This is a genomic window from Halopiger thermotolerans (assembly GCF_054654555.1).
The window spans coordinates 370338-384892 of sequence record NZ_BAAIEU010000001.1; the positions used below are offsets into that span (position 1 = coordinate 370338).

Below are 14555 nucleotides of genomic sequence, written 5' to 3' on the forward strand. Positions count from 1 at the left end.
GATGATGAGCGACCGCGACGGATCTCACCGCACCGGCGACGGCGTCGGTGCCGGTGAGCCGACGACCGACGCCGACACGACCGCGCTCGAGGCACTTGAGGCCGCCCGCGAGCGGTTCGAGCACGCGCAGCGACGCATCGAGGACCGCGGCGCCGACACCGTCGAGACCGCCGCGGACGCCTACCGTTCGGCGACGGACCTCCTCGAGGACTACGTCGACCGAGCGACGGGAACCGGCCGGGAGAACTTTCAGGCCTACGTCGAACTCGAGGGACAGTTCGCCACGCTCGTCGAGAGCCTGCCCGACGACCTCCCCGCGCGCGACGCCTTCGAGGACGCCTTAGACGCCATCGACAAGCGCCGGCTCAGCGAGTCCGACTTCGAGCGGGCCCGGGAGGCCCTCGAGCCGGCCGCAGAGTTCGCCGACCTGCTCGACGAGCGCGAGGCCGCCCGCGAGGAGTTGGCGGCAGCGCGCAAGGACGCCAGCAAGCGCCGCCGGGAGATCGAGGACGAAATCAGGTCCAAAGAGCGGCTGCTCGAACTGGGCGACGCCGACCTCGAGGCGCCGGTCGAGCGCCTCCGCGAGCCGATCGAAACCTACAACGAGGCGATCCGCGAGGCGTTCGCGCGGTACCGCAGCGAGGCGTCGGTCCGCGAGGTGTTCGCCCTGCTCGAGCGCAGCCGCCTGTATCCGTTCGTCGAGTACGACCGGCCGCCCGAAGATCTGCGAGAGTACGTCTACAACAGCGCGGACGGCGAGTACACGATCCCCGAACTGCTCGAGTACGCCGACTACTCGCGATCGAAGCTCGAGCACTACGTCGCGGACGCGGACCGGCTCAAGCGCCGGGTCGCGACCCAGCGGACCTTCCTCGACGGGATCGACGCCGAACCGCTGACGATCGACTGGCCGCCCGGGCCCGCGGGCGTCCTTCGCTGCCGAACGCGGGAGTATCGGCCGTTCGTCGAACGCGTCGGCGGCGAGGACGTCGTCGCAGCGCTGCGGGCGGTTCGGGCGCTGCTGAACGACCCCGAGATCGACTACGATCGGCTCCAGACGGCCGCCCAGGCGGTCGCCCAACTGACGCCCGAGCAACGCGAACGGCTGGCCGACGGCCGCGTCGACGCCGAACTCGAGGCGCTGCGCGAGGAGAAACGCGCTCTCGAGGCGGCCCTCGAGGTCGATGACCCGGTGTAACCCGGCTCGTCGCCTCCCCGATCGACTCGACGTATTTCCGTCTGCGCGTTCGTAGGGCGACCACGGCAATGTCTCGCACGCTACTCGTTCCGATGGACGACTCCGAACCCGCTCGAGCGGCCCTCGAGCACGCGCTCGCGGTCCACCGGGACGCCGAAATCACGGTCCTGCACGCGGTCGACGAACTCGAGTCGGGCTACGGCGGCGGGCCGGCGGGTGGCGCCGACGACGCCGAGCCCGTGTTCTTCGAGGACGTCCGCTCGACGGCCGACGAGTACGGCCGGCCCGTCGAAACGACCGTCGTCGAAGGGACGTCGGCGGACGCCATCCTCGAGTACGCCGACGAGCACAGCGTCGATCAGATCGTCATGGGCAGCGAGGGGCGGTCCGGCGTCTCGCGGATGCTGCTGGGCAGCGTCGCGGAAGCGGTGACGCGACGGGCGTCGGTACCGGTGACGATCGTTCCGTCGTGACCGCAGGCGGCGACGCGGCGGACCATAGCGGCGAAACGCCGGGGTTTTCACCGCGAGAACGCAACGGGCCGGCATGGACGACCGGACGGGGACGACGCTCCACACCGGCCTGCTGATCTCGACGACGGCCGCGCTGGCCTGGCTCACGGGACTGCCGATGCTGTTCCCGAGCCTCGGCCCGTCCGCGTTCGTGCTCGCGCTGTTTCAGGACAGCGAGGCGACCGCCCCGCGGCGAGTGATCGGCGGCCACGCGATCGGCGTCGCCGCCGGCCTGCTCGCTTATCACCTGCTCGGGGGCGGCGCCTCGATGACGACCGCGACCGACCCCGGCTCGCTCGCGGGGTTGCACCTTGCCGCCAGCGGCGTCGTCGCGACGACCCTGACCGCCGGCGGGATGCTCGCGACCGATACCCGCCACCCGCCGGCCTGCGCGACGACGCTGATCGTCTCGCTGGGCCTGCTCTCGCGGCCGCTCGAGGGCGCACTAATCGTCTGTACGGTCGTCGTTCTCGTGGTCGCGCACCGACTCCTGCTCGCGACCGAGCGGGTCGGCGCGCGGTACGGGAGCGAGTTGCGGTCCTGACGCGCACCGCTCACACGGCACGCGGCCGCCTCGAGCGCGACGCATCTGGCTCGATGGGATCCGTCGTTCTCTCGGCCGACTCATGGCGAATAGAATAGGAGAGCGAAACGGTAGGTCAGGCGTCGGCTTTCGCCTCGGCGAGCGTCTCGCACATCTCGTCGGCCAGTTCGGTCGCGCGGTCGGCGTCGCGGGCTTCGGCGTAGATGCGGACGAGCGGCTCCGTCCCGGACGGGCGGGCCAGCACCCACGCGTCGCCGTAATCCAGCCGATAGCCGTCGCGGGTGTTGAGTTCCGCGTCGGCGGCCTTGGCGTGGTTCGCGGCCGCGTCCAGCATCGCGTCGCGTTCGGCCGTCGACTCGTACTCGATGTTGCGCCGCACGTTGGCGTAGCCGCCGTAGGGCGCGACGATCTCGCTGACCGGCTGCTCCGCGACGAGCTCGAGGAACCGCGCGGCGGTGAACGCGCCGTCCCGCGAGAGGCGGTACTCGGGGAAGAAGACCCCGCCGTTGCCCTCGCCCGCGATCGGCACTCGCTTGCCCTTGTCCTCGAGTTCGCGGATGCGGGTGATGATGTTCGTCGAGCCGATCGGCGTCAGTTCGAGGTCGGCGCCGACCTCGGTGACGACGTCGACGAGCCGCTGGGAGACGTTGACCGCGGAGACGGTGGTGTCGCCGGCCTCGAGTTCGGCGGCCGCCAGCGCGGCGAGGGTGGCGTCGCCCTCGACGTACTCGCCGTGTTCGTCGAAGAAGATCGCGCGGTCGGCGTCGCCGTCGTGGGCGATGCCGACGTCGGCGTCGGTCGCCCGGACCAGTCGGCCGAGGTCCGCGAGGTTCTCCGGAACGGGTTCGGGGTCGCGGCCGGGGAAGTGGCCGTCGGGCTGGCCGTTGACGGTGACGACGCGACAGCCCAGTTCGCGGAAGAACTCGGGGCTGGTGAGCGCGCCGGCGCCGTGGCCGGGATCGAGCGCGACGGTGAGGTCGGCGTCGGCGATCCGGTCGCGGTCGGCCGCCGCGAGCAGTTCGTCGACGTAGTCCCGCGCGACGCCGTCGACCTCGCGGACCCGTCCCGTCTCGTCCCAGGGCGCGACCGTAAAGCCCTCCGCGAGCAGCGTCTCCTCGATCGCCTCGAGGGCGGAAACCGAGAGCTCGATGCCGTCGGGGCCGACGAGTTTGACGCCGTTGTACTGCGGCGGGTTGTGCGAGGCCGTGATGACGACGACGGGAACGCCCTCGCGTTCGGCGTAGGACTGTGCACCCGGCGTGGGGACGACGCCGAGCCGGTCGACGTCGGTGCCCGTGCTGGCGAGGCCGCTGGCGGCTGCGTCGGCCAGCATCCGCCCGGTGTATCGAGTGTCGCGGGCGATCCCCACCCGGTCGGCCCCCCACGCCGTGCCGGCTGCTTTCGCGACGCGCAGGACGAACGCGGGCGTCAGTTCCTCGTTCGCGACGCCGCGCGTCCCGCTGGATCCGAACACTTCCATCAGGCGCTAGTCTTACCGGCCCCCTCAAAGGAATTCCGGAGCGCCGCGTCGTGCGTAGCGCGTCACCACGCACCGCGGACGGCCGCCGAACGGGGCGGCCGACGCAGACGGAACGCTTTCGGACCCCGCCGGTAACGTATTCGTATGGATTCGATCGAGGAGAAGCGGGTCTACGGCGACCGCGAGGGCGCGCTCGAGGCGTACGTCACGAGTTCGATGGGCGTCGTCCGCGTGCGCGTCGCCGGCGACGCCGTCGGCGAATTCAGCCTCTGCGAGCGCTGCGACGCGCGGGACGTCGCGACGACGCGCGACGGCGTCGCCGTCGCGATCGCGACCGACGAGGACGTACGCGTCTTCTCGCGTGCAGCCGAGGACGGCGGGAACGACGACCCCGCCTTCGAGGAGACCGGCTTCGGTGAGGCGGTCGCCGTCGGCTACGACGGTGCGGAGCTCGTCGCTGCGGGTCCTGCGGGCGAGGTCGCCTGCTGGCGTCCCGACCCCGACCCTGACCCCGATCCTGACGGCAAGGGCGGCGAATGGGAGACCCTCGAGGACGAGACCGTCGCGGCGGTGCGGGCGATCGACGGCGATCTGATCGGCACCGAAAGCGGCGTCTACCGGGTCCACGACGGCGGGCTCGATCACGTCGGACTGAGCGACGTCCGCGACGTCTCCGCGGCGGGCGTCCCGCTGGCGGCGACCGCCGAGGGGCTGTACAAACTCGGCAACGGCTGGATGGAACTGGCCGACGGCGCGTTCGACGCCGTCGCCGCGGACCCGCACACGGAGCCGGGCCGACTGACACGCGCGATCGCCGCGTCCGCGGCCGGCACGGTGTACGCGCTCGCGGACGGCGAGTGGACTGAGCGTGAGGGACCGGCGGAGTCGATCGTCGCCGTCGGCTACGGCGACGCGGACGCGGTCTACGCCGTCACCGAGGGCGGCTCCTTCCTCGCGCTCGAGACCGGCGAGAGCGCGGACGGCGACGGTGGACCCCCAACGTGGCGACCTCACCCGATCGGCGTGACCGACGTGACCGGACTCGCCGTCGGCGCGCCCGTCCGCGAGTAACGACCGGCGTCTGTCGCGTCTACCGGCCCCTTTCCCGCTGCTGGGCGGGGACGGGATCGCGAGAACGAAAACTGGTTTACCCCGCGGGCTGTCCCCTCGAGTATGATCGTCAGCGGATCCGCGTCGCAGGCCCTCGCCGCGGCGCTTTCGGAGGAACTCGAGGAACCGCTCGCCGCCGTCGAGTACGATCGCTTCCCCGACGGCGAACTGCTCGCGGCCGTTCCCGGCCTCGCTGAGGCCGACCCCGATCGGGCAGTGATCGTCGCCTCGACGGTCTCGAGCGACGCCCACGTCGAACTCCTGCAGTTGCAGGACGCCGCCCGCGAGGCCGGCGCCGAGGAGGTCGTCACCGTCCTGCCGTACATGGGCTACGGCCGTCAGGACGAGGCCTTCGAGGCTGGCCATCCCGTCTCTGCGCGGGCGGTCGCGCGGGCGATCTCGACCGGCGCGGACCGCGTGCTGACCGTCAATCCCCACGAGGCGGCCGTCTGCGACTTTTTCGAACCGACCGCGACCGCCGTCGACGCCGCCGGCCGGCTGGCCGAGCCGCTGCCCGAGGACCTCGCGGACCCCGTCTTCCTCTCGCCGGACGCCGGCGCGATCGGCCTCGCGGAGACGGTCCGGGACGCCTACGGCGAGGGCGAGACGGACTACTTCGAGAAGACGCGCCACTCCGGCACCGAGGTCGAGATCACGCCCAGCGACGTCGACGTGAGCGGCCGAGACGTCGTCGTCGCCGACGACATCATCGCGACCGGCTCGACGATGAGCGAGGCCGTCGGCGTCCTCGCGGACCGGGGTGTCGGCCGCGTCTTCGTCACCTGCGTCCACCCGCTGCTGGCCCGCGACGCGTACGCGAAGCTCTCCCGGGCCGGCGTCGAGGCGATCTACGGCACCGACACGATCGAACGCGGGGCCAGCGCCGTCTCGGTCGCACCCGTACTGGCGTCGCACCTCTGATCTCTCTAATCTGAGGGGTGTCGGTCGTCGCGACCGATATCGAGGCGGCACGACGCGACGCCTTCGAGCGCTCGAGCGGCGATGCGAGAGTCCAAATACGAAAGCGAGACACGACCGTACTAGACTCGAGCGGGCAGCGGGCCGATAGAACGAAGCGTGGCGAACGGCAACCGGCTACTCGTGCCGGCCGTCCGCTGACAGACCGCCGCCTCGACCTGCCGACCCGCCGACCCCGACAAATGCACGGAATCGTCCACAAAACGCTCGAAACGTACGTCGTCGATCGGACCGACGAGGAGACGTGGGAGCGCGTCGTCGACCGCGCCGACCTCGAGCCACGGCTCTACTTACAGGTGTCCCACTACGACGACCGCGAAATCGACGCCGTCCTCGAGACGCTGACCGCGCTGGCGCCGCAGGACCGGCGGACCATCGAACGGGGATTCGGCCGGACCCTCGCCCCCAAACTGCTGTCGACGTTCAACGCCCACGTTCGGACCGATCGGGACGTCCGCGAGTTGCTCGCCGACCTCGAGCGAATCACCGACGAGATCGACGCGGCGACTGAGAAGGCGTCCCTGCCCGACGTCTCGAGCCGACGTGAGGGGAACGAGGTGCTCGTCACCTACGACACGCATCGGGAAACGACCTACTGCGGGCTAGCCCACGGGGTTCTCGAGGGGCTGCTCGTGTCCGTCGACGCGGACGGCACCGTCACCGAACGAGCGTGCGGTCGCGAGGACGGCGTCGACGCCTGTCGATTTCTGGTGACGGTCGAGGACGAGGACTAGAAGGACCGGGACGGCGACCGCGGCTCTGTTACGAACGGCGCGACCGCAGCGTAAGTCCGTGTGTGACCGCGAGGAACGCGACCAGCGCCGCGACCGCCGCCGGCGCGCCGAATCCGGGGACTCCCTCGAGTTCGGCCGGCGGCCGAGAGCTGTTTTCGACGGTGACGACCCTGGACTGTTCTCCGACGGCGACCTCGTACCGCGCCGGCGAGTCGAACCGCAGTTCGCGGTCGACCGTCGCCGTCTCGCCGGCCGCGACCGCGACGGGTACGTCGGCGACGCCCTCGGGCGTCCGAAACTCGAGGAGGGCCGCGCCGGGCCCGTCGCCGGTCGCCTCGACCGTCGCGGTCGCCGTGATCGGATCGCCCGGCGCGACGGTTTCGGGCTCGAGGGTCAGGTCCGTCACCCGGACGCTCGAGTCGTCGACGACGACGGCCGTCAGCCGCTCCTCGCCGACGCGGAGGTCGTACGTGCCGAGTTTCGCCGGCGTCCAGGTGAGGTTCGCGGTCGCCGCCGCGCCGGCCGCGAGGCGCCGTTGCCGGTAGTCGACGACGTCGCCGTCGACCTGCAGCGTCGCGTCGTAGGTCCCGTTCCGGTCGCCGATGTTGGAAACCGTTGCAGGTATTTGAACGGATGTGCCGGCGGGGACTGGGATCACTCGTTTTTCGGCCTGCTCGCCCGCCGAGCCGAACGACTCGTTCGCGACGCGAATCCCGTCCGCGTCGATCCCGTACTCGAACGCGGCGACGGACCGGTCGAAAGCTTCCCGGTGAGCCGCTCGATCCCACATCTCGGGCGTCGCCTTCGTCCGCGTGTACTTCTCCGCGGCCGCGCGGACGTCTTCGCCGCCCGCGTCCTCGAGCGCTGCGAGCAGCGCTTCCTCGGTCACCGGCTCCGTTCGGGCGTTCAGTCGCCGGAAGACGTCCTCGAGCGTGCGGTCGCCGTCGGTGGCCAGCCGGAGTCGGCGATCGAGTTCGCCGTAGACGAGCCGTCCCTTCGCGTAGGGCGTGCGCTCGTCGGACCAGCTTCCGGGTTCGGCGAGGACGTCGGTAGCGTACGGCGATCGCTCGCCGTCCGCGAGGAACTCGCGGAACTCCGCGAAGTCGATCAGCCCGCGCTCGAGCGCCAGCGTCGCGGCCCGGTAGTCGGCTTGGCCCTCGACGAGCCAGTCCGTTTCGGGCGTCGTGCCGACCGACGACCGCTTGTACCCCTGTCGGACGTGGACGTACTCGTGGAGCCAGGCGCTGCCGGGGGCGGACAGCTCGGCGTCGGCGGCGACCCACGCGTCGGCGCGGCCGTACTGGAGGCCCTCGGGCTCCCAGTCGACGCCGGTCGGCGCAGCGACGACGAACACCTCGTCGCTGGTCGCACCGACGTCGAGTCGATCGCGGGCCGCCTCGAGTTCGTCGAGCACGGCCGCGGGCGGTTCCTCGAGGTCGGCGGCGTCGGGAACGACCAGCCTGATCGTCCCCGAGCCGCCGTCGACGGCGCGCTCGTACTCCGTCACCGGGCCGAAGACGGCGATGTCGCCGCCGGTCGCTCCCGGACCGTCGACCCGAACCGTCTCCTCGAGGGCGATCGGTCCGGTGTACCGGTAGGAGAAGGCGCCGGGCACCCCCACGATGCCCCAGTCGCCGGTCTCGACGAAGGAGTACCCCTCGCGCGACGCAGCCGCCCCGGACGGCCCTGCGTTCGACGGCGCGCTCGCAGTCGAGACCGACGATCCCGCCGCCACGAGGGCGGCCCGGCCGGTCGTTGTCCGGTTCGCCGGCAGCGTCACGCGAAGCGTCGGCTCGTCGGTCGTCTCGGTCCAGCGGAAGGTCCCACCACCGTCGCCGCTCGCCTCGAAACCGGCCGCCGATCGGACGGTCGCCTCGGAATCGAGGTGGACCTCGAGGTCGACCACCGCATCCGGAATCCGGAACGCCAGTTCGGCCTCGTACGTCCCCGGCCGGTCGGGGAGTTGGCGCAGCGTCGTCGTCCGGTGCAGCGTCGCGCTCGAGGCCGAGGCGGCCGGAGCAGTCGATGCGGACGAACTCGCTGCCCCGATCGAAGCGGTCCCGACATCGGTCGATTCGGCGGCACCGCTCGAGTCGCCGGCGGCGAATCCGACAACGGGTGCAGCGAGTGAGCCGACGAGAAGAACGACGAAGAAGACGACGGCAACCCGGACGCGCATGGACATACGCTTGAAACTGACCGTCAAGTCCTTTGTGGTGTCGGCCGTCGCGGTCGGCGCCACGCGGGTGACGGTACGGACTCGAGCGTCACGGACTCGAGCAAGAGCAGAAAAGAGTCAGCGAGCGTTCTCGCCGAAGCGGATCAGCCGATCAGTCCGATGCTTCGGCCGCCGCCAGCGGCTCGATCGCAATCTCCATCTGAACGCCTTCGACGTCCCACTCCTTGCGGTGACCGTCCTCGACCGTCCGCAGTTCGTCGGCGCGGACCTCCTCGCGGATCAGGTCCTCGCGGTCGTCGACGAGGTCGGCCACGCGGTCGTCCGCGATCTCGAGGTCCAGGGCGATGCGCTCCTCGACGTCGAGATCGAGGTCCTTGCGCATCTCCTGAACCCGGCGGATGACCTCGCGGGCGTAGCCCTCGCTCTCGATGTCCTCGGTCAGCGAGGCGTCGACGTAGGCGACGCCGCGGTCGTCGCCGTTCAGACCGAAGGCGGTGCCGGCGATGTCCTCGGGCGTCTGCGTGACGAAGCTCACCATCGACTCCTCGAGGGACTCGTCGTCCTCGAGTACGTCCGAAACGGCGTCCTCGAGCGCCTCGAGCGTGGGTTCGTCGATCCGGGCCTCGTTGAGCGCGTTCATGACCTGCCCGGCGCGGTCGCCGAAGGCGGGCCCGAGTTCGCTCATGTCGGCCTCGGCGCTGTACTGGAGTTCCTCCCAGCGGTCCTCCGCGGAGACGAGTTCGATCTCGCGGGCGTTGAGTCGGTCCTCGAGCAGGTCGGTGTGGCGCTCGACCGCTTCAGCGACGCGCTCGTCGTCGGCGGCGACGACGACGCGCGGAACCGGCCAGCGGAGCTTGCGACCGGCCTGCTGGCGGGCGTTCGCGCCGGCTTCCTCGATCGCTCGCAGGATGGCGACGTCCGCCTCGAGCTGCTCGTCCTGCCAGTACTCCTCGATTGCGGGCCAGTCGCACATGTGGACGGTGTCGTGCTCGGCGTCGCCCGTGAGGGTGCCGTAGATCTCCTCGGCGATGAATGGCGCGTAGGGCGCCAGCAGCGCGACGGTCTCGCGGAGGACGCGGTAGATCGTCGCATAGGCGGCCTCCTTGGAGGCGCTGTCGTCTTCCTCCCACATGCGCTCGCGGACGGCCTGGACGTAGAACCGCGAGACGTCCTCGACGACAAAGTCGATGAGGGCGTCGACGGCCTTGTCCTGACGGCGGTCCTCGAAGTGCTCGGTCATCTCGGCCTTCGTGGACTGGAGACGGGCGAGCACCCACTCGTCGATGAGCTCGAGGTCGTCGTCCACGTCCTCGAGGGTCGTCTCCTGCGGATCGAAGTCGTCCAGCCGCATGTAGGGAAGCGGGAACCGGAAGACGTTCCACAGGGTGCGGAGGTGGTTCTCCATCGTCTGCATCCCGTCCCAGTCGAAGCGCATGTCTTCGCCCTGCGGGTTGTTCGAGAGGAGGAACATGCGCATGACGTCGCGGCCGTGGCGGTCGATGGCCTCGTGGGGATCGATGAGGATGTCCTTGGACTTGCTCATCGCGCGGCCGTCGGGCATGAGCGCGTGGCCGTGCATCAGGACTTCCTCGTAGGGAATGTCGCCGATCGCGGCGGTGCCCATCCCCAGCTGGGACCAGAACCAGCCGCGGGTCTGGTCGTGGGCCTCGAGGATGAAGTCGGCGGGCCAGAGTTCGTCGAACCGGCTGTCGTCCTCGGGGTAGTTCAGGGTGCCCCACGACGCCACGGAGGAGTCGAGCCAGACGTCGAAGACGTCGGGGACGCGGGTGTAGGTCGTCCCGTCCTCGGTGATCGTCAACTCGTCGACCGTGTCCTTGTGGAGGTCGACCTCCTCGGGGTCGACGTCCTGGTCGACTCGCTCGGCGAGTTCCTCGCGGTCCCCGATGACGATCATGTCCTCATCGTCGTCGCGGTCCTTGGGGGTCCAGACCGGCAGCGGGATACCCCAGTAGCGCTGGCGTGAGACGTTCCAGTCGGGGGCTTCCTCGACGAAGTCTCGGAAGCGGTTGTCGCGGGCCCAGTCGGGGTGCCACTCGCTGTCCTCGATGTTCTCGAGGAGTTCGTCCTTGATGTCGGTGATCGTGATGAACCACTGGTCGGTGACGATCTGGATGATGCCGGTGTCACAGCGCCAGCAGTGACCGTAGCTGTGGTGGACGGTTCCCGAGGCCAGCAGGGCGCCGTTCTCGTCCAGATCGGCGATGATCTCGTCGTCGGCGTCCTTGACGAACTGGCCCTCGTACTTGCCGGCCTCCTCGGTGTAGACGCCGTCACCGCCCACGGGACAGAAGATCGGGAAGCCGAGTTCGCGGCCGCGCTCGAAGTCCTCCTCACCGTGGCCCGGCGCGGAGTGGACGAGGCCGGTACCGTCGCCGTGGGTGTCGACGTAGTCGGCGTCGTAGACCTCGAACGCGCCCTCGGCGTCGACGTGGTCGGGGACCTCCTCGTCGAGGGGGTGTTCGTAGGACCAGCCGATCAGTTCCTCGCCGGTGAGTTCTTCGACGATCTCGTAGTCCTCGTAGCGGCCCTCGCGGAGGACCTCCTCGTGCTTGGCCTCGGCGACGTACAGCAGTTCCTCCTCGCCGTCTTTCTCCGCGCGGACGCCGACGTAGTCGCCCTCCTCGTCGACGGCGACGAAGGTGTTCGCGGGGATGGTCCACGGCGTAGTGGTCCAGATGACGATCTTGCCCTCACGGTCCTCGAGGTCGAACTTGACGTAGATCGAGGGGTCCTCGACGTCCTCGTACTCGACCTCGTTGTTCGCGATCGCCGTTTCACAGCGGGGGCACTGCGAGATCGAACGATGGCCTTTCTCGACGAGACCGCGTTCCGCCGCTTTGGAGAAGCCCCACCAGGCGGCCTCCATGTACTCCGGCCGGACCGTCTTGTACGGGTCGTCCCAGTCCATCCAGACGCCGAAGTCCTGGAAGTCCTCCTGGAGGCCCTCGAGTTGCTCCTCGGCGTACTCCTTGCAGGCCTCGATGAAGTTCTCCTCGCCGTACTCCTCGATGTCCTTCTTGTTCTCGAAGCCGAGGTTCTCCTCGACGCGGGTCTCGATGGGAAGCCCGTGCATGTCGTAGCCCGGGCGGTCGGTGACGTCGTACCCCTGCATCCGGAAGAAACGGAGGTAGACGTCCTTCAACGTCTTGTTCCAGGTGGTCCCCATGTGGGCCGACCCGGAGGTGTACGGCGGCCCGTCGACGAAGAAGAACGATTCCCCGTCCGATCGGTGCTCGACCGTCTGCTCGTAGGCGTCGACCTCGTCCCAGTACTCGAACACCCGCTGCTCGAGTTCGTGGGGGTCGTACTGGTCGTCGACCTCGCCGAACCTGCTCATACGTGACGTGATTCGCTCAGACATTAAAGGGGAATCGGTCCCGCAGGCGCGGACGCGGGGGTGAAGGGGAGGACATGGAGGCGTTCAAAAGGCGGGTGTAGGCCCGAGCGAGGATGAGCGACGAGCAAACAGAGAGAGAACGAAGGCCAAACGAAGCGTCGAAAACCGGCCAAAAACGGAAACCGAGTACCGACCCGATCAGTTCAGTCGCAGGCGCACTTCCGCGAGCAGTTTCTGGTAGGCGAGGCCGTAGACACCGGCGTAGAGCATCACGGCGCCGATGGCGGCGAGCCAGAGCGCGACCGTCTGGTCGCCGGCACCGAGGTGCTGCGTACTCGCGTACTCGGCGGCGATGCCGGCGATCGTGAGCGCGCTGGCGGCGACCGCGTAGAAGAGGACCGACAGCGATTCGATGATGAGCTCCGGGTCAAGTGACGTCATTAGCGCTAAAATGCCGCTACGAACACGTAAACTTGTCCCATCGTGTCTGCTCGCCGAGAGACGCGACCCGCGCAACCTAAGCCCGCCGAGCACCGAACCGCGGGCGTGTCCCCACCGAACGGTTCGTCGTCCTCGTCCTCATCCGACTCGAGCGCCGACGCAGACTCGAGTTCCCCCGCCGATCCCCCGTTCCCGAAGTCGCGCAACGTCATCGAACCCGACTGTACGCGCTGTTCCGCGCTCGCCGAAACCCGCGAGTGCATCTCGTGGGGGACCGGCCCGCTCGACGCGAGCGTCGTCGTCGTCGGCGAGGCGCCCGGGTACGGCAATCCCGACGCCGACCGCTGGCGGGGCGGCAACTGGACCGGCAAGGCCTACACGTCGAGACACTCCGGTCGCCGGATCCGGCGGATGCTGTCCCGAGTCGGCTACGGCGACGAGGCCTACTACACCAACGCGGTCAAGTGCTTTCCAGCCGACCCCGAGGACCCCTCGAGCAACCGCGAGCCGACGCCCGAGGAGCGCGCGAACTGTCGCCCCCACCTGCTGACCGAACTCGAGACCGTCGATCCGGCGGTCGTGCTCGCGACCGGGAAGCACGCGACGACGACCGTGTTGGCTGCCGAGGGGAAGGAACTGGACGGCTTCGTCGACTGCGTCCTCGAGCCGGTCCGCTGCGAAACGTTGGACGTCCGGCTCGTGCCGATCCTCCACCCCTCCTATCAGGACGTCTGGATCGGCCGGCTCGGCTACGAGCCCGAGGAGTACCTCGCGGCGATTCGGGAGACGCTCGACGACGTGATCGTGGCGGCGGAAAGAAAGTAGCCAAAGCGGTGGCGGCGGGGTCGGTGATGGTGGTGGTAGACGGTGGTGTGTCAATGCGTGAGGTGGCCCCCCGCCAGCGCAACGGTGCCCGCGTGGGCACGTCGTCTCGAGGGACCGATCGGTAATGAAGACGGTGACGGTATACGCTAATTCCGGACAGTTTATCGGAGTTATCGCGAATATACGATCGTTTACCGCAGTCAACGGTCGGTCGAACCAATCGATCCGACGGTCGGCGCCGGTCGGACGCGCTGGCAGGCCGTCGGTCTCGAGGCGACGCCGGGATGCGAGCGCCGCGACGACAGCGCCGGCCCGGCCAACGTCGACCGCGACCGCGACGACCGCGACGACCGCGGCCGCCGCGCGACCGAGTAACCTTCTTACGCCGAGCCGACACATACTCGCGTATGAGCACGATCTTCAGCCAGATCGTCGAGGGGGAGATCCCCGCGCGAGTCGTGTACGAGGACGAGACTACGCTGGCCTTTCTCGACGCCAACCCGCTGGCGCCGGGCCACACGCTCGTCATCCCCAAAGACGAGTACGAGCGGCTGAACGACGTCCCCGAGGACATCGCGACCGATCTGTACGACACGATCCACCGGATGGTCCCGGCCGTCGAGGACGCTGTCGACGCCGACGCGACGACGGTCGCCTTCAATAACGGCGAGGCCGCCGGGCAGGAAGTCCCCCACGTCCACTGCCACATCGTCCCCCGCTTCGATGGCGACGGTGGCGGCCCCATCCACGCGGCCATGGGCAGCCGCCCCGATCTGGACGACGACGAACTCGACGAGATCGCGGAGGACATCGAGTCTCGAGCCTGAACCGTCCGCGGACAGATCGTTCCGGCGGCGCTGGCGCGACGTGCTACGGGCGGCCGCGCGACGCCGTGACTGTTTTGCCGATCCGGTGTGAGCCTCGAGTATGCCACTCGTCAGTATCGTCGCCCGCTTTCGGGAGCGCCCCGTCGCCACGGCGCTCGAGGTGGGCAGCGTGCTCCTCTGTTGTCTGCTGTTCGTCGTCACGTTCGTGCTCCTGCTGAACGGGCAGCCGACCGGCCGGGGCGGGGCACAGCGGCCGTGGCTCGCCGTCGTCGCCGTCGGTGCCGTCTTCGTCGTCTTCTGGACGGCCCTCGTGCCGCTGTACGAGCGGTTCGTCGGCTTCGACTGAGTGCGTGAGGATCGGCCCGAAAA

The 14555-nt window shown here is 69.4% G+C and carries 13 protein-coding genes; 9 read left to right on the forward strand and 4 right to left on the reverse strand.

The genetic code is table 11. The features are described from left to right. The first annotated feature begins 4 nt into the window (after positions 1-4). From ACYQ26_RS01920 to ACYQ26_RS01930, 3 genes are all read left to right on the forward strand, one after another. Positions 5-1198 carry a DUF7118 family protein gene (locus ACYQ26_RS01920; protein ID WP_459806598.1) on the forward strand — a complete coding sequence of 398 codons (1194 nt, stop codon included), beginning with the start codon at positions 5-7 and terminating at the stop codon, positions 1196-1198. Positions 1199-1266: 68 nt separating this feature from the next. Then, on the forward strand, positions 1267-1671 hold the full coding sequence (locus ACYQ26_RS01925; RefSeq protein WP_459806600.1) for a universal stress protein: 405 nt from the start codon (positions 1267-1269) through the stop codon (positions 1669-1671). Positions 1672-1744: 73 nt separating this feature from the next. Next, positions 1745-2254 (forward strand): HPP family protein, encoded by a 510-nt coding sequence (locus ACYQ26_RS01930; RefSeq protein WP_459806601.1) that lies wholly within the window; start codon positions 1745-1747, stop codon positions 2252-2254. Between the two features lie 115 nt (positions 2255-2369). On the opposite strand, the gene glmM is transcribed toward ACYQ26_RS01930, so the two are convergent. Continuing rightward, positions 2370-3734: a phosphoglucosamine mutase gene (glmM, locus tag ACYQ26_RS01935; protein WP_459806602.1), complete on the reverse strand. Its 1365-nt coding sequence runs from the start codon at positions 3732-3734 to the stop codon at positions 2370-2372. A gap of 144 nt (positions 3735-3878) precedes the next feature. On the opposite strand from glmM, the gene ACYQ26_RS01940 reads away from it, so the two are divergent. The 3 genes from ACYQ26_RS01940 (at position 3879) to ACYQ26_RS01950 (ending at position 6556) form a co-directional block, all read left to right on the forward strand. Beyond that, complete coding sequence (locus tag ACYQ26_RS01940) at positions 3879-4805, forward strand: HVO_0234 family beta-propeller protein (RefSeq protein WP_459806603.1); 927 nt, start codon at positions 3879-3881, stop codon at positions 4803-4805. A 102-nt stretch (positions 4806-4907) separates the two neighbouring features. Continuing rightward, on the forward strand, positions 4908-5765 hold the full coding sequence (locus tag ACYQ26_RS01945; RefSeq protein WP_459806604.1) for a ribose-phosphate diphosphokinase: 858 nt from the start codon (positions 4908-4910) through the stop codon (positions 5763-5765). A 239-nt stretch (positions 5766-6004) separates the two neighbouring features. Further along, a complete protein-coding gene (locus ACYQ26_RS01950; RefSeq protein WP_459806605.1) occupies positions 6005-6556 on the forward strand; it encodes a heme NO-binding domain-containing protein in 552 nt (183 codons plus the stop codon). A gap of 28 nt (positions 6557-6584) precedes the next feature. Here ACYQ26_RS01950 and ACYQ26_RS01955 read toward each other — a convergent pair whose 3' ends face one another. The 3 genes from ACYQ26_RS01955 to ACYQ26_RS01965 form a co-directional block, all read right to left on the reverse strand. Beyond that, complete coding sequence (locus ACYQ26_RS01955) at positions 6585-8735, reverse strand: CARDB domain-containing protein (RefSeq protein WP_459806606.1); 2151 nt, start codon at positions 8733-8735, stop codon at positions 6585-6587. 151 nt (positions 8736-8886) lie between these two features. Then, positions 8887-12093, reverse strand: coding sequence for an isoleucine--tRNA ligase (gene ileS, locus ACYQ26_RS01960; protein WP_459806607.1), 3207 nt, complete (start codon positions 12091-12093; stop codon positions 8887-8889). Between the two features lie 198 nt (positions 12094-12291). After that, positions 12292-12534, reverse strand: coding sequence for a DUF8151 family protein (locus ACYQ26_RS01965; protein WP_459806608.1), 243 nt, complete (start codon positions 12532-12534; stop codon positions 12292-12294). Positions 12535-12639: 105 nt separating this feature from the next. On the opposite strand from ACYQ26_RS01965, the gene ACYQ26_RS01970 reads away from it, so the two are divergent. The 3 genes from ACYQ26_RS01970 to ACYQ26_RS01980 all read left to right on the forward strand — a co-directional run bounded on the left by ACYQ26_RS01970 (position 12640) and on the right by ACYQ26_RS01980 (position 14532). After that, complete coding sequence (locus ACYQ26_RS01970) at positions 12640-13359, forward strand: uracil-DNA glycosylase (RefSeq protein ID WP_459806609.1); 720 nt, start codon at positions 12640-12642, stop codon at positions 13357-13359. Between the two features lie 407 nt (positions 13360-13766). Beyond that, complete coding sequence (locus tag ACYQ26_RS01975; RefSeq protein WP_459806610.1) at positions 13767-14186, forward strand: HIT family protein; 420 nt, start codon at positions 13767-13769, stop codon at positions 14184-14186. 100 nt (positions 14187-14286) lie between these two features. Further along, a complete protein-coding gene (locus tag ACYQ26_RS01980) occupies positions 14287-14532 on the forward strand; it encodes a hypothetical protein (RefSeq protein WP_459806611.1) in 246 nt (81 codons plus the stop codon). The last annotated feature ends 23 nt before the right edge of the window (positions 14533-14555 follow it).

Excerpts from the sequence above, each read along its gene's own strand:
- ACYQ26_RS01980 (WP_459806611.1), top strand. The coding sequence starts at position 14,287 with ATGCCACTCGTCAGTATCGTCGCCCGCTTTCGGGAGCGCCCCGTCGCC.
- glmM (WP_459806602.1), bottom strand. The coding sequence starts at position 3,734 with ATGGAAGTGTTCGGATCCAGCGGGACGCGCGGCGTCGCGAACGAGGAA.
- ACYQ26_RS01930 (WP_459806601.1), top strand. The coding sequence starts at position 1,745 with ATGGACGACCGGACGGGGACGACGCTCCACACCGGCCTGCTGATCTCG.
- ACYQ26_RS01950 (WP_459806605.1), top strand. The coding sequence starts at position 6,005 with ATGCACGGAATCGTCCACAAAACGCTCGAAACGTACGTCGTCGATCGG.
- ACYQ26_RS01975 (WP_459806610.1), top strand. The coding sequence starts at position 13,767 with ATGAGCACGATCTTCAGCCAGATCGTCGAGGGGGAGATCCCCGCGCGA.
- ACYQ26_RS01965 (WP_459806608.1), bottom strand. The coding sequence starts at position 12,534 with ATGACGTCACTTGACCCGGAGCTCATCATCGAATCGCTGTCGGTCCTC.
- ACYQ26_RS01940 (WP_459806603.1), top strand. The coding sequence starts at position 3,879 with ATGGATTCGATCGAGGAGAAGCGGGTCTACGGCGACCGCGAGGGCGCG.
- ACYQ26_RS01925 (WP_459806600.1), top strand. The coding sequence starts at position 1,267 with ATGTCTCGCACGCTACTCGTTCCGATGGACGACTCCGAACCCGCTCGA.
- ACYQ26_RS01920 (WP_459806598.1), top strand. The coding sequence starts at position 5 with ATGAGCGACCGCGACGGATCTCACCGCACCGGCGACGGCGTCGGTGCC.
- ACYQ26_RS01945 (WP_459806604.1), top strand. The coding sequence starts at position 4,908 with ATGATCGTCAGCGGATCCGCGTCGCAGGCCCTCGCCGCGGCGCTTTCG.
- ACYQ26_RS01955 (WP_459806606.1), bottom strand. The coding sequence starts at position 8,735 with ATGCGCGTCCGGGTTGCCGTCGTCTTCTTCGTCGTTCTTCTCGTCGGC.
- ileS (WP_459806607.1), bottom strand. The coding sequence starts at position 12,093 with ATGAGCAGGTTCGGCGAGGTCGACGACCAGTACGACCCCCACGAACTC.